Genomic DNA, 19,493 nt, shown 5'->3' with positions numbered 1-19,493 from the left:
ATTACAATGTTCCTTCTGCTTTTACAGTCGATGAACAAGATTTTTTAGAAGCACAACATCCCGCTTTTTTCTCAGTTGTAGCACAAGCTTCAGTTTTTGAAGTTTCTTTACTAGTCTCCTTCTTTTTCTTTTTAGGATCTCCGTAATTCATTGCTTTATCCGCACTATTTTTTACGTTAGATACTTTATATGTTTTGCCATCCGCAACAGCCTCAACAGTTTCAACTAATTTCTCTGGAGTTTGAACTGCTGCATCATATTCTACAGTTGCAGTCTTTTTTTCGAAATCTACAGTAGCTTTTTGAACGCCGTCTAAACCTGCCAACTTATTTTCGATTGTTTTAGCACAACCCATTGCACAAGTCATTCCTTCAATATTGAAAGTAGTTGTTTCAGCCTTTGCTACAGTTTTAGAATCAGATTTTGTAGTAGTTTCTGTTTGAGCATTAACATCAGCAACAGGGGTAGTTTCTGTTTTCTTACAGCTCACAAAAGTAATTCCTGCTAAAGCAAGTCCTAAAATTGATAGTTTAATATTTTTCATAATTTCCTTTTTGATAATTGAATAAAACAAAAGTATAGATTTTGGCAATTCATATACAAACAATAACATAATTTTGGCAAATCAAAATCTCTTTATGCTATCTAAAAACAACAAATGGTTCTTATTAATATTACTCTCTTTAATTTGGGGAAGTTCATTCATATTGATAAAACGTGGTTTAGTAGGTCTAAATCCTTTTCATTTAGGCGCTTTGCGAATAATATTTGCCTGTCTTTTTATGCTAATTGTAGGATTTAAAAGCATCCTTAAAATCCCTTTAACCAAATGGAAATATGTTGCCATCACTTCATTATTTGGAAATGGACTACCTGTGTTTTTATTTGCTTATGCACAAACTGGCATAAAAAGTTCTGTTAGTGGTATTTTAAATTCATTAACTCCATTATATACTTTGTTAATTGGTGTTTTAGCTTTTGGGTTAGGCTTTGTACGAAATCAAGTTTTTGGAGTAGCTTTAGGATTGACAGGTTGCTTATTTTTAGTTTTCTTCGGGAAATCGGCTACAGGTGAAACCAATTACTTTTGTGCATTTTTGGTAGTAATTGCAACCATGTGTTATGCCTTGAATGTGAATTTGATAAAAAAGTATTTGTCGGATGTTAGCCCGTTAGCAATAACGACAGGAAATTTCCTAACACTTTTAATCCCTGCGGTAATTATACTATTTGCGAATGGTTATGCAGATGTGATGACGCAACCTGAAGTTATTCATTCGACATTATTTATTATGATTTTAGGAATGATTGGAACAGGAATTGCCAACATTTTATATTATCAGCTAATACAAATCACCTCTCCTCTATTTGCTTCTTCGGTTACATATTTTATTCCAATAGTTGCCATGAGTTGGGGAATGCTGGACGAAGAAAGTTTAAACTTCATGCAAATTGTTGGAGCAGGTGTAATTTTAAGTGGTGTATACTTGGCTAGTAAAAAATAAAAGAGCAGGAAAATCCCGCTCTTTTATTAATAATATATTGTTTTAATCAATTGCTTTAATGACTGCTTTTTCTGCTTCTTTTCTAGATCCATCAAATCCATCAACTCCAGAAACCGTAGTATATTTTAACACATATTTCTTTCCAGGATTAATTCTGTTATAAACACTTTGGCACATTAAAGTCGCTTCGTGGAAACCACATAAAATCAACTTTAACTTTCCAGGATAGGTATTCACATCACCTATTGCATAAATACCATCAATGTTAGTCTGATAATCTAAGGCGTTATTAACTTTAATAGCATTTTTCTCGATTTCTAATCCCCAGTTGGCAATAGGACCTAATTTAGGAGTAAGACCGAATAGCGGAATAAAATAATCACAAACCACATTTGTTCGAGCTTTACCTACTTGAATATCTACCGCTGTTATACGTTCTGAACCATTGAAACCAATAACTTCTGCTTCTGTTATTAATTTAATCTTACCTTGCTGCTTCAATTCCTGAACTTTTTCAACTGAATCTAAAGCACCACGGAATTCATTTCTTCTATGAACCAAAGTTACTTCTGAAGCTACATTTGACAAGAAAACAGTCCAATCTAGTGCCGAATCACCACCACCAGAAATTACAATTTTTTTACCACGGAATTTTTCTGGATCTTTTACAAAATATTCTACTCCGCGATCTTCTTGTTCATAAAACTCAATATCTTTCAAAATAGGTTTTCTTGGCTCGAAAATCCCCAATCCACCTGCAATCGCTACCGCTTTTGCATGGTGCTCTGTACCTTTATTTGTGGTAACAATAAAAGTTCCGTCTTCTAATTTTTGAATTTTTTCGGCAACCTCATTTAAAGTAAAGCCAGGTTGGAACTGCTTGATTTGTTCCATTAAATTATCTACTAATTCCCCCGCATTTACTGATGGATATCCTGGAATATCAAAGATGGGTTTTTTAGGGTACAATTCGGTTAACTGACCACCTGGTTGTGGCAAACCGTCAATTAAATGACATTTTAATTTTAAAAGTCCTGCTTCAAAAACAGCAAAAAGTCCCGTAGGCCCTGCGCCTATAATAAGTATATCGGTTTCAATCATTTTTTTTAATTTAAAGTTCAAAGCTCAAAGTTCTTTAAACTATATCACTTATTTTATGACTAATGTCAGTTTTGCTTGAGGGATTGTAGCAACATCCTTTTTTATTGGTCATTTCGCACTTCGACAAGCTCAGTGAACAATCAATGACCAAATAAAAGATATAGCGAAAAGCCCGACCCGAAGGGTCACGCCCATCCTTCGACACTCTTAGGATACATTAAGCAACATTTACCACGGTTTCGATTTGTGGTGCGTATTTTTTTATGGTAGTTTCTACACCTGCTTTAAGAGTACTTATACTTAAGCTACAGCTAGTACATGCACCTTCCAAACGAACTTTAACATGCTTATCATCTTCAATTCCTACAAGGGTAATATCACCACCATCGGAATTTAAAAACGGACGGATTTCGTCTAGAGCTTTTAAAATGTTTTGTTCTAATTCTTGATTTGTCATCATTTTAAGTTTACAGTTTACAGCTTACAGTTGTCAGATTTATTATTTGTGCAACTGTACTCAAAACTCTATTTTTTAACAGCCGAACAACCAGCCATTGTTGTGATTTTTATAGCTTCTGTTGGAGGAAGGCTTTCGTTACGACTTACTACTTCCTGAACAGTGTTTCTTGCAATTTCTTCAAATACTTTCTCTAATGGAGATGCTGTTTGTAATGCAGCTGGACGACCATAATCACCCGCTTCGCGAATACTTTGCACCAACGGCACTTCTCCTAAGAAAGGCACTTGTAAATCTTCAGCAAGATTTTTAGCTCCTTCTTTACCAAAGATGTAATATTTGTTATTTGGCAATTCTTCAGGTGTGAAGTAAGCCATGTTTTCCACAATTCCTAAAACAGGAACATTTATACTATCTGACAAAAACATCGACACTCCTTTTTTAGCATCGGCCAAGGCAACTGCTTGTGGTGTACTTACCACAACCGCTCCTGTGATAGGTAACGACTGCATGATTGACAAGTGAATGTCACCTGTTCCTGGAGGCAAATCAATTAATAAGAAATCTAAATCACCCCAAGCGGCATCAAAAATCATTTGGTTTAATGCTTTAGCAGCCATAGGTCCACGCCAAATCACGGCTTGACTTGGTGCTGTAAAAAACCCAATTGAAAGCAATTTGATTTCATAACTTTCGATAGGTTTCATTTTTGATTTTCCGTAAACTTCGATTGAAATAGGTTTTTCGTTTTCAACGTCAAACATGATTGGCATTGAAGGTCCGTAAATATCTGCATCAAGTACTCCAACTTTGAAACCCATTTTACCTAAAGTCACAGCTAAATTTGCTGTTACAGTAGATTTTCCTACTCCTCCTTTTCCTGAAGCTACTGCAATAATGTTTGAAATTCCAGGAATTGCTTTCCCTTTAATCTCATTTGTTTTTTCAGGAACTTCAACTTTGATATTTACTTTTACTGTAATCTCTGGAGAAAATGTTTCGTGAATTAACTTACGAATATCATCTTCTGCGCGTTTTTTAATATGCATTGCGGGAGTTGTTAACGCTAAATCAACGACAACCTCATCGCCAAAAGTTATCACATTGGTTACTGCGCCACTTTCGACCATATTTTTCCCTTCTCCTGCAATAGAAATATTCTCTAATGCTTTAAGGATTTCTTTTCTATCTAATTTCATACTCAAAAGACAGTTTATATTTATTTAAACTGATTTTAGATTGCAAAGATAGTGAAGAAGTTACAAAGTGACAAAGCAAGAAAGCTCCAAAGTTTTTATAATGTTATAAGAAGAGATTATACTTGAATTTCAGGTTGCCAAAAATATTTCTCAAAATCAACAATTTGGTTATCAACAACCTCAACACCTTCACTTTCCAATAATTGCTGCATTAAACTTGTTCCGTCGAAATGATGCTTACCAGTAAGTACCCCATTACGATTGACTACACGGTGTGCGGGCACATCATCCATATTATGAGAAGCATTCATTGCCCAACCTACCATTCTTGCAGATCGTGCAGTCCCTAAAGCCTTTGCAATAGCGCCATAAGAGGTAACTCTACCTTCCGGAATTTGTCGGGCAATTGCATAAACTCTTTCAAAGAAATTATCATTATCGGGATTGTCTTTTGCCAAAACAACTAGTTTTAAAATTTATAGTAGTACTTAAGGATATTGTATAACGTTAACACCGAAACAACACCTGTTATTGTCCCCATGATAATGTTCATATTTTTCAACAAATAAACCGCCTTAGATTCTATTTTTTTAAAATAAGCTATATAGGCATAAAAAACTGTAAAACTCCCCAAAACCACTCCAATAACAAAAGAACATCCCGAAGGAATATCAAATGTAAAATACCCATAAGAAGCAAGGGTTATACTGGCAAAAACATAATATGGTATGGGGAAAAAATTAATAGCAGAAATAAGCATTCCAAGGAAAAATCGGCTTTTTTTACTCTTAATCTGCAATTCATCGTTTAGCTTGACTTTAGGAGTCTTAGCTATAAAAATAAAATAAATGGTAAGGATTGCAAAAATACCAAAACCAATTTCACGCAACAAAACAACCACCTCTTTATGACCTCCAATATATTGAGCGAAGGTTACAGCAACTAATGTTTGTACAAGAACCACAATTGAGGCTCCAAGTGTAAACATCATGGCTCTAGATTTACCGTCTTGGAGGCTAATTCTGGCTGCGGTCATATTAATAATTCCCGGAGGAGCAACTCCCACAAGCGCAGTCAAAAACCCAAAAAACAACGGCAAAATTAGAGCCATGTAAATGCTATTTTATTTTAAATCGAATATACGTAATTGCCTTGTTAACTTCCAAATATTGTTTTTCATAAAACGTTTGAATATCGGTTACTTCTTTTGGCGACCCTTCATTTTTATAAACATTGTGATTTGCATATTCAACCTCATGCCCTTCTCCATGCAGTAATCCAAGAGTGTAACCGTGCATAAATTCAGAATCTGTTTTTAAATTCATTACACCGTTAGGTTTCAGAATTCTTTTATACAATTTCAAAAATTCTGAATTGGTCATTCTGTGTTTGGTTCGCTTATATTTTATTTGTGGATCTGGGAATGTAATCCAAATTTCATCCACCTCATTTTCTGCAAAAATATGTTCTATTAACTCAATTTGAGTTCTAACAAAAGCCACATGATCCATTCCATTTTCAACTGATGTTTTTGCACCACGCCAAAAGCGTGCTCCTTTAACATCAATACCAATGTAGTTTTTATCTAAATTTCTTTCTGCTAAACCAATAGTATATTCACCCTTTCCACAACCAAGTTCCAAAATAATGGGATGATCATTTTTGAAAAAATCTTTATTCCACTTTCCTTTCAAAGGAAAATTCCCTGAAACTACTTCTTCTCTTGTTGGTTGAAAAACATTGCTAAACGTTTCGTTTTCCTTAAACCTCTTTAATTTATTCTTACTTCCCACAACTAAACTTAAAATTTTGGTAAAATTAAGGAAATATACCGCAATGAAAATACATTTATCTTTACATTTAATGTAATTTATCGCATATCAGTAAACTTTGGAGAATACATCAAAAAAAATTTTGGTAGCCCCATTAAACTGGGGATTAGGTCACGCCACTCGTTGTATACCTATTATAAAAGCACTAGAAACTCATCATTTTACACCAATAATCGCTTCAGACGGTGTTGCTTTAGATTTATTACGAAAGGAATTTCCGCATATTCAAACTGTCGAATTGCCTTCTTACAACATTGAGTATCCAAAAAACGGCCAATTCTTTAAACTAAAACTATTGGCAAACAGTCCTAAAATGATTGAAGCCATTTTAGAAGAAAAAAAGCTGATAAAAAAAATATGCAAGGAACATAACATTGATGGAATCATCTCTGACAACAGGTTAGGTGTGCGTTATAAAAAAGTACCTTCGGTATTTATTACCCATCAACTTAATGTAATGACTGGAAATACAACTTGGTTAACCAGTAAAATGCATCAATACATTATTAGTAAGTTTGATCAATGTTGGGTTCCTGACGTTGACTCTACTCCAAACCTGACTGGAAAACTTGGTCACTTAGACACAAAACACAATGGGATAAAATACATTGGACCACTGAGTCGTTTGCATAAAAAACAATTAAATAAAAAATATGATTTAATGGTTATTCTTTCAGGACCGGAACCTCAAAGAACAATGTTAGAAGAAAAATTAAGTCTTGAACTGCAAACTTATAAAGGATCAATTTTATTTGTAAAAGGAAAAATTCAACCTCAACAAATCGTTGAAGAGAAAGAACAATTCACTTTTTACAATTATATGAATTCTGCAGAACTAGAAAAGGCTTTTAATGAAAGTGAAATTATATTGTGTCGATCAGGTTATACTACAGTTATGGACTTAGCTCAGCTTGGAAAGAAAGCCTTTTTTATCCCAACACCAGGTCAATACGAGCAAGAGTATTTAGCTAAAAAGTACAAAAAAGAAGGATTGGTTCCTTATTGCAAACAAGATGATTTTAAAACAGAAAAATTACTTGAAATAGATTTATATAAAGGTTTAAAAGATTTCAAGACCAATGTTAGTTGGAAGAATCTTTTTCAACTTTTTCGAGAGTAAAAGAAAATTCAGAGCCTTTACCAAATTTACTTTCAACGTAAATTTTTTCATCGTGGGCTTCTATAATATGTTTCACAATTGACAAACCAAGTCCTGAACCACCTTCGGCACGAGCACCACTTTTGTCAACTCGGAAAAATCGTTCAAACAAACGAGGTATGTTATGTTTCTCAATCCCTTCCCCATTATCAGTAATTCTAACAATGACTTTATTATTTGTTAGATCTTCAATACCAATTTCGGTAGAACCTCCTTCTTTACCGTATTTTATAGAGTTCATTACTAAATTCATCATTACTTGCTGAATTTTATCGTAATCACCTAAAACAAAAATTGGTCTGTAATATTTAGAATCAAAACTAAGTGAGATGTCTTTTTTATTAGCCTGCATTTCTAATAAATCCATAACATTTTGAGATAATTCAACAATGTCAAACTCAACCAATTCTAAACTTTCATCTCCCATTTCTAGTTTACCAATCATGTCTAGATCTTCAACTATATATACAAGTCGTTCAACTCCTTTTTCGGCTCTTTCAAGATATTTTTTTCTCAATACTTTATCTTTATGTGCCCCATCTAATAATGTTGAAATATAACCTTGCACAGTAAACAAAGGGGTTTTTAGTTCGTGAGATACATTCCCTAAAAACTCGCGACGATATTCTTCTCGGTCTTTGAGCATTTCAATCTCCAATTTTTTATCGGTAGCAAACTTTTTAACCTGCTTGGTTAACGTTGCCATATCTGTAGTAATAGATTGATTTCTGAATTCGGAAGAATCTAAAAACGAGATATCGTCGTATATTTTTTTTACTCGTCTATAAATAAATCGTTCCACTCTATATTGTAAAACGAAAAACGAAAAAACAAAAATTGAAACTCCAAAAGCTAAACTGAAAAACCAGTTGATTTCGAAGAAAAAATAACTTAAAATAGATATAAATCCAACAGAAAACAATGAAATATATAATGCAGATTTTACAGCAAACTTATATGTTTTCTTAAAACTTATACTCATTAAAATTCAAATTTATAACCTACTCCTTTGATGGTTTTAAATAACTCTTCTCCTATTTTTTCACGTAGTTTTCTAATATGAACATCGATAGTTCTACCTCCAACCACAACTTCATTACCCCATACTTTATCAAGAATTTCTTCTCTTTTAAATACTTTCCCAGGTTTTGAAGCTAATAAATAGAACAATTCAAATTCTTTTCTGGGTAAAATTATTTCTTCACCATCTTTATGAATTTTATATTCCTCTCTATTTATTTCAATTCCTCCAACGTTAAGATTTTCAGACGAACTTTGTTCTTCTTTCAATCTTCTTAATAATGCTTTTACTTTACTTACTAATACTTTTGGCTTTATTGGTTTAGAAATATAATCGTCTGCACCTGCATCAAATCCTGCTACTAATGAATAATCTTCATTTCTAGCTGTTAAAAAAGTAATTATTGTTTGACTTAATTCAGGTATTTTTCTAATATTTTCACAAGCTTCCATTCCATCCATTTCAGGCATCATTACGTCCATTATTATAAGATGTGGGTGATGCTTTTTTGCTTTTTCTACGGCTTTTTTGCCATTTTCTGCTGTAAAGATTTGGTATCCTTCCTGAGATAAATTGTAGCCAACAATTTCTAGAATATCGGCTTCGTCATCAACTAACAAGATCTTAATATCTTTCTTCTTCATACGAGGTATTGTCTGGTTTTTGCGTCGTAAAAGTATATATAAAATAAGTGATTTTTTTAAAGTTACACAAATTTAATATGATAACAATTACCTAACATAATAAAAACCAAAAGGTAACTTGTAACTAACACAGACTTTACATTTCCCTTATTCCTTTGCACAAAATTAAAACACACAACAAATGAGAACCAGATTAACCATTTTATTCTTATTATTCTCTTTAATAACATTTGCCCAAAAAACTTCTGTTTCGGGAATTGTTTCAGATAAAGATTTAAAAGGAGAACCTCTTCCTTTTGCCAACATAAGTATAAAAGGAACTACACTAGGAGCATCAACTGATATTGACGGTAAATATGCAATCGAAGTAACTCCAGGAACACATACTATAGTATTCAGCTTTTTAGGATACGAATCTAAAGAAATTACCTTCACAGTAAACGAAGGTGAAAACAAAGTAGTCAACCAAATATTAGGCTCAGGAAGTGTAACTATGGAAGACGTTTTGGTTAAAGCAACTGTAAGTCGTGAAAAAGAAACAGCTTTATTACTAGAACAAAAAAAAGCTGTTGAAATTAAACAAAGTATAGGTGCACAAGAAATGTCACGTAAAGGAGTAAGTGATGTTGAAGAAGGATTAACAAAAATTACAGGTATTTCTAAAGTTGACGGACGTGGATTATTTGTTCGCGGACTAGAAGACAGATATAACAACCTTTTGATTAATGGTCTTGCAGTTCCATCAAACAATCCATTTAAAAAAATTATCCCACTTGATATTTTCAGTACTGACATTGTAAGCATTATTGAAACATATAAAACTTTCAACACTAATATTTATGGTGATTTTGCTGGAGGAACTTTTAACATTTTAACTGCAAATCCAACAAAAGGACAAACTAAAATTAGTTTTGGTGCTGGATATACTACAGGAAACAACTTAAATGACTTTTTGATTTCTAAAGACGCAACTTCAACAGGAGACTTCTTCGGTTTTTCTGGAAATGAAAGAAATATTCCAACTGTAGTAGGAAGCAAGCCTGCAAATTATGAATTAAGACCAAGTGAAGCATTAACTGGATTTGGCTCTGGTTTTGATGTTAAAAAAGATAAATCTCCACTAAACACAAGCTTTAGCATTTTAAATTCTGATAAATTTTCAATTGGAGACCATAATACTTTAAGTTATTTACTTTCGGTAAATTTTGACAATAAATACCAAGTTAGAGAGGGAGTTGATCGCTTTTTTAATCCAGGACAAGATAATTACGATAATAATTTAAGAACAACCTCTTATAAATATTTAACTAACTCATCTGCTTTAGCTGTTTTAAACTTTAAAAACAATCGTTTAAATGTTACTTCAAATACTTTTTATTTGAAAACCACACAAAATATGATTCAAGATCAATTGGGATCTACAAATGGCCAGGCTAATATTACAAATTCATTCATAAGACTAAATGAATTACAAGAAACAAGTTACTTAAACACTCAACTTTTTGGAAATTACAAGTTAACTAAAGATGAAAAGCATACAGTTAAAGCTGGTGTTTCTTATTCAACTTCAAACTACGAATTGCCTGATCGTAAATCATTCAAAGGGGCTAAAATTGATGAAGATCACACCTCAATCACATATACTGGAAACAGTTTATTTAGACAATATTTAGACTTTGATGGTAAACATTACTTATCTGGAATGGCAGAATACAGTTGGAAATTTGGAAACGAAGATTTAGAGAAAGCAAATAAATTAACTATTGGTTACAACGGCTATGTTAATCAAATGCAATCTAAATTCAGATTCTTAATTTCTCAAAACATGGCTTCAAATTCTGTCATTTTGAACACTAACGAACCTGACGCAACATTAACTTCGGAATTAGAAAATGGGAACTTTACTTATAAAGAAGGAACAAACGCAACATACAAACCTAAATTATTAGAATTCGTAAACGCTGGATATATTGATGGTGCTTTTAAATTTGGAGAAAGAATCGACTTAAATCTAGGTGCAAGAGTAGAGCAAACAAATCGTGAAACAAAATATAAAGATGCTGGTAGTTTTGATGAACCATACAAGAAAGACAAATTAGACAAAATCAATTTTTTACCTTCTCTTAACGCAAAGTACAAACTAAATGACAACTCAAATGTACGTTTCGCAGGGTCAAAAACAATTACAAAACCTGTAATTATGGAATCTTACCCATTAGAATTTGTTAACCCAGACGGCACAATAGAAAATGGTAATCGAAAAGCAAAAAATAGTGACAATTATAATTTTGATTTAAAATATGAGTGGTTCCCATCATCAAAAGAGATGGTTACTATTACAGGATTCTCAAAATTTATTCAGAATCCAATTGAAAGGTTATTCTCTCCATCTGCTGGAAGTGGTGGTCAAATCATTACTTATAATAACTCTAAAAAAGCTACTCTTTATGGAGCTGAATTAGAATTCTTGGTACAATTAGAAAGAATATCGAGTGTATTATCTAATTTCTCTTTTGGAATGAACACTTCATTAATGTATTCTAAAGTAGAAATCGAAAAAGTTAAGGATGGTTTACAAAGTCCAGAAACTATTGCTGTAGATTCTAATCCTTCAAGAAAATTACAAGGTGCTTCACCATGGATTATTAACGCTGATTTAAAATACGAATCTGAATTCAGTAAAGACTGGAAAAACACAATGACTTTAGTTTTCAACGCATACAGCAAACGCATCTATGCTGTTGGTACAAATAAACTTGACAACTACTATGAAATGCCTTTTAATAAACTAGATTTTATATGGGGAAATAAAATATCTGACAAATGGGATATCAAACTTTCTGCAGAAAACATTTTAAATCCAACCTATAAAATCCAAATGGGTGATAAAAGCAGAATCCAAATTTCTGAAAGCGATTTAACGGTGAAATCATACAAAAAAGGAGTTGGTTTTTCTGCCAATTTATCTTATACTTTCTAAGAAAATCACTTAACGATTTATAAACACAAACTTATCAAAAACCTTACTATTTGATAACCATTTGGTTAGAATAGTAAGGTTTTTAAAATTTAGCTTTGTCTCACAAATAACACGAAAACTTATAATCATGAAAAAATTAGCATTTTGCCTAGCTATAATGGCAACAATCTTCACAGGATGTTCTAACGATGACGACGAAGATGGATCAGGAGCAAAAACTCCTGCTGTTGGAGAAATAACAGGTAATATATCTTCAAATGTAACTTATGCTTATGGAAACTACACTCTGAAAGGAATGGTAAAAATCCAAAGCGGCGTAACAGTAACTTTTGAACCTGGATGTACAATTACTGCAGATAAGTCTACAGGTGAAAACGGTTTAATTGTATTAAACGGAGGAAAGTTAATTGCTAATGGTACAGCAGCTGAACCAATTGTATTTACAGAAAAATCTAAAGTACCAGGATCATGGGCAGGAATCATTATGTATGGAGATGCTCCTATTGTGAATTCTGCATCTAATCCTGCTCCACAAACAGCGACGTCTGAAGATGGAACTGGATCAATTTATGGTGGTTCTAATGCTACTCACAATGGTGGTTCATTAAAATATGTTCGTGTTGAGTATGCAGGACAAGTAATTACTACAAACAGTAAAGAACATAACGGATTTTCTTTTTACTCAGTAGGTTCTGGAACAGTTTTAGAAAATTTAGTATCATACATGGGTAATGATGATGGTTTCGAATTTTACGGAGGAACTGTAAGCGCTAAAAACTTAATTTCTTACGGAAATAAAGATGATTCTTTTGACTGGCAAGATGGCTGGAGAGGTCAAGACAACACAAACTGGTATGCTTACCAAGTAGGAACAGGGAATTATGGTATGGAAATTGAATCAAAAAGTGTTGATAATAACTTTTGGCCCAAAATTGTAGGCATCACTTTAAAAAGAGCTGCTGGTACAGTAACAGAGGCCCAAAGTGAAATCCAATTGGACGCAATCCAATTTAAAAAAGAAGGTAATGGAGATTACAGCAATATTGTTATCGATGGATACAAAAATCAAACTGGATCAACTCCATGGAATGGTGGTGCAATTCAAGTATTAGACAAAACCACATATGACCACCAAGTGGCTGGAGGAAAAATCAAACTTACAAATGTTAAAGTTACAAATACTGATAATGATTTTATCTCGGGAGCTGCAACATTCACATTATCATCATCAAGTTTTAACCCAACTTCAAACTGGAACAAAACAACTACTGCCACTGGAGCATCTTTAGTTAGTGGTAATTGGTCAACAGTAAATGGTGTTAACTTAATACAATAACAATATTGTTAAATAAATACAAAAAATGTCTCAAGTTCTCTTGAGACATTTTTTTTGGTATTAAATTTGAAAATAATTTATTATCTTTACTAGAATAAAGAAATCAATGAAGAAAAAATACTTTTATATTACATCCTTGTTATTCCTATTTTCTTTGAGCGTTAATGCTCAAGAGGGTAAGGATTCTGCATTGACTTCTAAATTCCAAGAACAACCTTTCGAAAATTTAAACATCTACCCTAATCCCACGGGAGGTGATCGTGTTTATATTTCATCAAAATCTTTAGCACCAAAAGAAATTGAAATTTTTGATGTACTGGGCAAAAAAGTAATGCAAGTTACCATAAACTCAAAAGAGTTAAATGTTTCTTCATTATCCTCAGGCGTTTACATTATCAAGATAAAAGAAGGTGATTTGCGTGCTACCCGAAAATTAATTATCAAGTAATTAAACATAAATTTTAATAATTTATTTACATTATTTCTTTCTCAACAAAGAAATTACTTGTTATATTTGTTATCCAATTTAAATAAAAAACAATGAAAAAAATTTACTTTATAGGAGCTTTATTAGCTACAGTAATGTCATTTGGGCAAACATTTTCTTTTACAGAAACAGGAGCGTTATCAGCAAATGGATGGACAACTCACAGCGGAACAGCTGGACAACAAACAATACTAACAAGCGCAAGTGATTCAGGAAATAGTCTATATAAAGCTGGTCTAGCAGTTTCAACAGGAAACAGAACAGCCATTGTGGCAGGGAACTCAGAAGATGTTAATAAAGCAATAACAGCCCCAATAACATCAGGTTCTGTATATTATTCAGTATTAGTAAAAGTTGACCCTACGGCATTAAATTTAAACAGTTCTACAGGAGACTATTCAATTGCAGTAACTAATAATGCAACTGCATCTACTACAACTTTCCAAGCAAGGATTTACATGAAACAAGGAACTGCTGGAGGTTTCCTTGTAGGCGCTTTAAACAACAGTGGAGGAACTGCAAACCCTACATACGCTACAACTGAATTAGCTGCAAATACAACTCATTTGTTAGTTATGAAATATGATTTAGCTACAAACACAGCTAGCTTATTCATAAATCCAACTCCAGGATCTGCTGAACCAGCTCCATCTTCAACTAATGCAACTGGAACAACAGCAGCACCAACTCAAATTGCAGGCTTTGTAATACGTCAAGGAGGCAATGCAACCGCAGGAACTGGTAATGTCGAAATAGATGAAATACGTGTTGGACAAACATGGGCTTCTGTAACTCCTTCAAATTTAAGTGTTGCTCAAAATAACATTACTGGTTTAAAAGTATATCCTAATCCAGCTAAAAACACATTGTATGTAACTTCAGACAGTTTCACTGCTAAAGAAGTACAATTATATGATGTTTTAGGAAAATCTGTTTTAAACACTAAAACTGTAAACAATACAGTAAACATTTCATCTTTAAGCAAAGGTGTTTATGTAGTAAAAATTACTGAAGAAGGAAAAACTGCAACAAGAAAGATTGTTGTTGAATAAATTCTTTCTAAGAGAATTATATTATAAAAGCCCTAACCAAAATTGGTTAGGGCTTTTAATTTTAAGTTTTTCAACTATTTTTTTTACAGTTTATCTATGAGATGGAAGAATAGTCAAATTTTATATTTATTTTGCCACAACTGAAAATGAACCAACTTAAAATTGGTTATTCAAAAATCAAAATTTAGCATTCTTTAGATTGTTATAGCATGATTCCTACAAAAAACAATTTTATTGTTGTTATTCAGTAAATTAATTAAAAATAAAATATTATCCTTAACTGATTTTAATATATTTGTTTAAAGTCAAAAAAATGAAAATAAAACTATGAAAACTATTTATTTTTTATTGCTTCTAAGTTTAACTGGTTGTGCAAATGAAATAATGAAAAACAACCTTACTGTTAATGATGCAAATGAAAATTCTAAAAATGAATCTGAGTTAGTAGAAGAAAACACGAAAGCTACTAATATTCATGGGTTAAAAGTTATGACTAGACATTCTCAAAAATTTGGCAATCAAGTTTATGTTATTTCAGACTCATACTCTGAGAAAAATGTTTCTTTTTATGACGACGAGGGGAAAAAAGTATATTCTAAAAAAACAGTAGGAACACCTATAAATTTATCAAAGTTAAAAAGAGGAATATATACTATGGAAATTGTTGAAGGCGATAAAACTGATATCAAAGAAATAACTATAGAATAAGAAATTAACTTCACTTTATATTAAGCCTTACACTTGTAAGGCTTTTTTTATTGTCTAATTACAAACTAAAAATATCACCAAAATTAGTTAGACAGCATTTGGACAAAACTACACTAAATCACAATCAATATACAGTTTATCGGAAAAAAGAATAGAATATCGAAAAAATTAAGACAAGAAAGTAATTCGCAATAGTTTTGACTCAGAAATAAATAACAAACTAAGTCATGAAAAATCTTTTAGCTTTATTAATAACATTACAATCATTAATCTCTTTTGCTGCAAACAGCACAGAGCCAACATCAATCAATCCAGTTAACCAAACTATTGTTGATACAATTCCTTCAAAAAAAGATGATATCAAAAAAGGAATTGCCGGATTAAATATTGTTAATCAAGATTCAAAAAAATTTGGCAAACTTGCATACATTGTTTCAGATAACTATGTAGAAAAAAAGGTAATTATTTATAACAATCACAATCAAGAAGTATTCTCTACAACTACAGTAGGAGATCCAATTTTCTTAAGAAATTTTGAGAAAGGAATTTACAAAATAAAAGTAGTTGAAGGTGAAAAAGAACAAACACTAAGCTATAATATTGACTAACCGAAAAGTCCTGCTTTTGCAGGACTTTTTTTTTAACTACTTTTGAAATATGTTTTCAACTTCCGACATATTTCAAATTGGTTCGAAAAAAGAATTTGAGAAAATCACCTTAAAGGTTTTCCGATTTCAATATGACAATAATCTCGTCTACCAACAATTTTGTCAATTGCTAAGAAAAGACAAGACCAATGTCAAACGCATTGAAGACATCCCCTTTTTACCCATACAATTTTTCAAGAGTCATGATGTTTTAAGTTCATCCGATGCTATTCAAACTACCTTTACCAGTAGCGGCACAACTGGCATGAGCACTAGCAAACACCATGTTACTGATTTAGAGTTCTACGAAGAAAGCTATCGCTTAGGTTTTAGGCAATTTTATGGCAATATAGAAGATTATGTGGTTTTAGCCCTTCTTCCGTCTTATTTGGAACGTGAAGGCTCTTCATTAATCTATATGGTGGATGATTTAATTCAACTTTCCAATAATCCTGAAAGCGGATTTTACCTCAACAATTACGATGATTTAATCAAAAAACTAGTCCGACTTGATAATGAAGGTCAGAACATAATTTTAATTGGTGTGACTTATGCTTTATTGGATTTGGTTGAAAAGCAAAAATTCAATCTAAAAAACACTATTATCATGGAAACTGGAGGTATGAAAGGACGCCGCAAAGAAATCATTCGAGAAGAACTACACGAAATACTTTGTAACGGATTTGGCGTTTCTGAAATCCATTCGGAATATGGCATGACTGAATTACTTTCACAAGCTTATTCGCTTGGAAATGGCGTGTTTGAATGCCCTTCTTGGATGCAAATATTAGTGCGCGATCCCGAAGATGCTTTAACGTATGTAAAAGAAGGAAAAACAGGCGGAATTAACGTAATCGATTTAGCCAATATCAACTCTTGTTCGTTTATTGCTACACAAGATTTAGGAAAAATAACTGGAAATAATTCGTTTGAAGTATTGGGAAGATTTGACAATTCTGATATTCGTGGTTGTAATTTGATGGTACTCTAGATTGTTAGACTTCTTAGAACATTAGACAATTTAGAAAAAATATATAAAAATAAAAAGAGTCTCTGTTTCCAGAAACTCTTATAATGATAGAACTTTCTAAAAAGCCTATTTTAACTTTTAGTAAACAAAAAGCTTTGTCCACCCATATTTAAAGTAAATTCATTTTTTGCTTCGTTAAACTTCACTTCAACGCCAGCCTGTTCTGAAACAAATTTATTTTCTCCTGCCGATTCAAATTGTAAAGAACCTTGATTATTATCTGGAGTTCCTACAAGCATTCCATCTTCATCAGTAAAACTAATCTTTACAGGAATTTGTTTACTTGAAAATTTACCTACATAAGCAGCAAGTGAAGGAACCACTTCCAATTCACCCTTACCCGCTTCCCAAACATTATTGGATGGATTTACATCGGGGAAAGCGTGATCAGGATCTAAGGTAATTGTTGCAATTTCTTCTTTTGAATCTAACTTAAATTTCCAATCGACATTTCGCTGCCAAATTTCAACAGGCAATTTTACTCTACTTGTCGTACCCGATTTAGTTTTCACTTCCAAAACAACCGGCATAGCCATTTTTTCTAAATTAACGATTGAAACTAGAACCCCATTAGCCGGATTATTTTTCAAATATTTTATTTTAGTTATTCCTTGATCTAATTTCCAATTATTCACAAACCATCCTCGCCAAAACCAATTTAAATCTTCTCCTGAAACATTTTCGATTGTTCTAAAGAAATCATCTGGTGCTGGATGTTTGAAAGCCCAACGTTCTACATACATTTTCAATGCTCTATCAAAACGTTCAGTGCCTAATACCTGTTCCCTTAATATGGTTAATCCAGAAGAAGGCTTTCTGTAGGCCAGAATCCCTAAGTTTTGCTCTTTCATACCGTCAGGTGAGGTCATAATAGGCTCTAAGTCGGAACCTGTTAGGAAATTAGCTCCTTTCTGCATGTCCATTTTTCTCATTTTATATTCCCCATTATTAAAATCATAGGAACTCAACGAGTTAATAAATGTATTCAAGCCTTCATCCATCCAAGCAAACAAACGTTCATTAGACCCCACAATCATAGGAAACCAAGTGTGACCAAATTCATGATCGGTCACTCCCCATAAATCTTCACCAGTTGCTTTCCAATCGCAAAATACTATTCCAGGATATTCCATTCCACCAGCGTTACTCGCCACATTTACAGCGGCTGGATAAGGATATTCAAACCAACGTTTTGAATAATTTTCAATAGATGCTTTTGTGTATTCGGTTGATCTTCCCCAAGCTTCTTGTCCAGCACTTTCTTCTGAATAAGCCGAAATGGCCAATGATTTTTTACCACTAGGCAGATTAATTTTAGCCGCATCAACTATAAATGCCGCGGAAGAAGCCCATGAAACATCACGAGAGTTTTTTATTTTAAAACGCCATGTTAAAGTACCTGTACTTGAGGGCCTTGAATCTGCTTTTAGTACTTCATCTGCAGAACGAATCGTTATAGTTTTATCACTTTGAGCTGCTAATTTCCATCTTTTTTGCTGCTCTACAGTATAGACTTCATTGGCATTAACCAACTCTCCTGAACACACTACAATATGTTTTGAAGGTGCGGTGATGCTTACATCAAAATCCCCATATTCTAAATAAAACTCACCAGCACCTAAATAAGGTAAAGAATTCCAACCTTTTATATCGTCATACACGCACATTCTTGGATACCACTGTGCCATGCTGAATATTTTTCCATTTTTAGTTTCTAAGACCCCCATTCGGTCTGAACCGTAATCAGGTGAAATAAAAGAAAAGTCTATTTTAAGAGCTATTTTTCCGCCATTACCTTGCAATTCTTCTGGCAAAAAAACCTGCATTCTAGTGTCTGTAATTTCAAACTTTACATCTTTTTCTACCGATTTACCATTGTTATTTGAAACTATTTTAACCGATTTTATTTTGTGCCCTCCATCAAAAACCTGCCCTTTATCTCCGTTACGACTTCCCGAAACTGGCACCACACTTTCGCCTCTAGAATCATTTTTAAATAAATTCTGATCAACATTCATCCACAAAAATGAAATTTTATCTGGACTATTGTTGGTATAAGTCAAAACCTCAGTTCCAACAATTTCATTATTTTTTTCATTTATAACGGCCGTTAATTTATAATCAGCTCTATTTTGCCAGTATTTAGCTCCTGGTTGACCGCTTACAGAACGGGTTTCGGTTCCGTTTTTAGTATAAAAACCTGGCGCAAAGGCATCGTGATAACTGTATTTTGATACAGAATTTGCAGGCTGTGATTGAGCCTGCAAATTAGTGGTTCCCATTGACAAAGTCAAAAGGGAAGCCATTATAATACGTTTTTTGTTCATGATTTGAT

At 32.8% G+C, this 19,493-nt stretch carries 19 protein-coding genes; 9 read left to right on the top strand and 10 right to left on the bottom strand.

Features of this window, described 5'->3' with window-relative positions:
* Position 1 precedes the first annotated feature (1 nt).
* A complete protein-coding gene (locus tag LJY17_RS13160) occupies positions 2-544 on the bottom strand; it encodes a heavy-metal-associated domain-containing protein (protein WP_264544280.1) in 543 nt (180 codons plus the stop codon).
* A gap of 94 nt (positions 545-638) precedes the next feature.
* Between LJY17_RS13160 and LJY17_RS13155 the strand changes: the two genes are divergently transcribed.
* Positions 639-1,505 (top strand): DMT family transporter, encoded by an 867-nt coding sequence (locus LJY17_RS13155; protein ID WP_264544279.1) that lies wholly within the window; start codon positions 639-641, stop codon positions 1,503-1,505.
* 42 nt (positions 1,506-1,547) lie between these two features.
* Here the strand turns inward: LJY17_RS13155 and LJY17_RS13150 are convergent, their stop codons facing one another.
* The 6 genes from LJY17_RS13150 to trmB all read right to left on the bottom strand — a co-directional run bounded on the left by LJY17_RS13150 (position 1,548) and on the right by trmB (position 6,055).
* Positions 1,548-2,606 (bottom strand): NAD(P)/FAD-dependent oxidoreductase, encoded by a 1,059-nt coding sequence (locus LJY17_RS13150; protein ID WP_264544278.1) that lies wholly within the window; start codon positions 2,604-2,606, stop codon positions 1,548-1,550.
* A 217-nt stretch (positions 2,607-2,823) separates the two neighbouring features.
* A complete protein-coding gene (locus LJY17_RS13145; protein ID WP_073308572.1) occupies positions 2,824-3,063 on the bottom strand; it encodes a NifU family protein in 240 nt (79 codons plus the stop codon).
* Between the two features lie 68 nt (positions 3,064-3,131).
* Positions 3,132-4,262, bottom strand: a complete 1,131-nt coding sequence (locus LJY17_RS13140; protein WP_264544277.1) for an Mrp/NBP35 family ATP-binding protein — start codon at positions 4,260-4,262, stop codon at positions 3,132-3,134.
* Between the two features lie 116 nt (positions 4,263-4,378).
* Positions 4,379-4,720, bottom strand: a complete 342-nt coding sequence (locus LJY17_RS13135; RefSeq protein WP_264544276.1) for an MGMT family protein — start codon at positions 4,718-4,720, stop codon at positions 4,379-4,381.
* Positions 4,721-4,731: 11 nt separating this feature from the next.
* Positions 4,732-5,373, bottom strand: coding sequence for a lysine transporter LysE (locus tag LJY17_RS13130; RefSeq protein ID WP_264544275.1), 642 nt, complete (start codon positions 5,371-5,373; stop codon positions 4,732-4,734).
* A gap of 7 nt (positions 5,374-5,380) precedes the next feature.
* The gene (trmB, locus tag LJY17_RS13125; protein WP_264544274.1) at positions 5,381-6,055 is read right to left on the bottom strand and encodes a tRNA (guanosine(46)-N7)-methyltransferase TrmB; all 675 of its coding nucleotides are present in this window, start codon (positions 6,053-6,055) and stop codon (positions 5,381-5,383) included.
* 97 nt (positions 6,056-6,152) lie between these two features.
* On the opposite strand from trmB, the gene LJY17_RS13120 reads away from it, so the two are divergent.
* The gene (locus tag LJY17_RS13120; RefSeq protein WP_264544273.1) at positions 6,153-7,214 is read left to right on the top strand and encodes a glycosyltransferase; all 1,062 of its coding nucleotides are present in this window, start codon (positions 6,153-6,155) and stop codon (positions 7,212-7,214) included.
* On the opposite strand, the gene LJY17_RS13115 is transcribed toward LJY17_RS13120, so the two are convergent.
* Together LJY17_RS13115 and LJY17_RS13110 are read right to left on the bottom strand one after the other, a co-directional pair.
* A complete protein-coding gene (locus LJY17_RS13115; protein WP_264544272.1) occupies positions 7,177-8,235 on the bottom strand; it encodes a sensor histidine kinase in 1,059 nt (352 codons plus the stop codon). The genes LJY17_RS13120 and LJY17_RS13115 overlap by 38 nt on opposite strands.
* Complete coding sequence (locus LJY17_RS13110) at positions 8,235-8,918, bottom strand: response regulator transcription factor (protein ID WP_264544271.1); 684 nt, start codon at positions 8,916-8,918, stop codon at positions 8,235-8,237. Before LJY17_RS13110 ends, LJY17_RS13115 begins: the two co-directional genes overlap by 1 nt.
* Positions 8,919-9,099: 181 nt before the next feature.
* On the opposite strand from LJY17_RS13110, the gene LJY17_RS13105 reads away from it, so the two are divergent.
* The 7 genes from LJY17_RS13105 to LJY17_RS13075 all read left to right on the top strand — a co-directional run bounded on the left by LJY17_RS13105 (position 9,100) and on the right by LJY17_RS13075 (position 17,119).
* Positions 9,100-11,898, top strand: a complete 2,799-nt coding sequence (locus tag LJY17_RS13105) for a TonB-dependent receptor (protein ID WP_264544270.1) — start codon at positions 9,100-9,102, stop codon at positions 11,896-11,898.
* Positions 11,899-12,025: 127 nt separating this feature from the next.
* A complete protein-coding gene (locus LJY17_RS13100; protein WP_264544269.1) occupies positions 12,026-13,234 on the top strand; it encodes a hypothetical protein in 1,209 nt (402 codons plus the stop codon).
* 106 nt (positions 13,235-13,340) lie between these two features.
* Positions 13,341-13,682 (top strand): T9SS type A sorting domain-containing protein, encoded by a 342-nt coding sequence (locus LJY17_RS13095; protein ID WP_264544268.1) that lies wholly within the window; start codon positions 13,341-13,343, stop codon positions 13,680-13,682.
* A gap of 92 nt (positions 13,683-13,774) precedes the next feature.
* On the top strand, positions 13,775-14,773 hold the full coding sequence (locus LJY17_RS13090) for a T9SS type A sorting domain-containing protein (RefSeq protein WP_264544267.1): 999 nt from the start codon (positions 13,775-13,777) through the stop codon (positions 14,771-14,773).
* Between the two features lie 384 nt (positions 14,774-15,157).
* Positions 15,158-15,481, top strand: coding sequence for a T9SS type A sorting domain-containing protein (locus LJY17_RS13085; protein WP_264544266.1), 324 nt, complete (start codon positions 15,158-15,160; stop codon positions 15,479-15,481).
* A 227-nt stretch (positions 15,482-15,708) separates the two neighbouring features.
* Positions 15,709-16,089: a hypothetical protein gene (locus LJY17_RS13080; RefSeq protein WP_264544265.1), complete on the top strand. Its 381-nt coding sequence runs from the start codon at positions 15,709-15,711 to the stop codon at positions 16,087-16,089.
* 49 nt (positions 16,090-16,138) lie between these two features.
* Positions 16,139-17,119 (top strand): acyl transferase, encoded by a 981-nt coding sequence (locus LJY17_RS13075; RefSeq protein ID WP_264544264.1) that lies wholly within the window; start codon positions 16,139-16,141, stop codon positions 17,117-17,119.
* A 110-nt stretch (positions 17,120-17,229) separates the two neighbouring features.
* On the opposite strand, the gene LJY17_RS13070 is transcribed toward LJY17_RS13075, so the two are convergent.
* The gene (locus LJY17_RS13070) at positions 17,230-19,485 is read right to left on the bottom strand and encodes a M1 family metallopeptidase (protein ID WP_264544263.1); all 2,256 of its coding nucleotides are present in this window, start codon (positions 19,483-19,485) and stop codon (positions 17,230-17,232) included.
* Positions 19,486-19,493: the final 8 nt, after the last annotated feature.

Source organism: Flavobacterium hankyongi (genome assembly GCF_036840915.1).
Taxonomy (GTDB): Bacteria; Bacteroidota; Bacteroidia; order Flavobacteriales; family Flavobacteriaceae; genus Flavobacterium; species Flavobacterium hankyongi.
The sequence above is the reverse complement of the archived record's forward strand: the minus strand, read 5'-3'. Positions and strand labels throughout refer to the sequence as shown.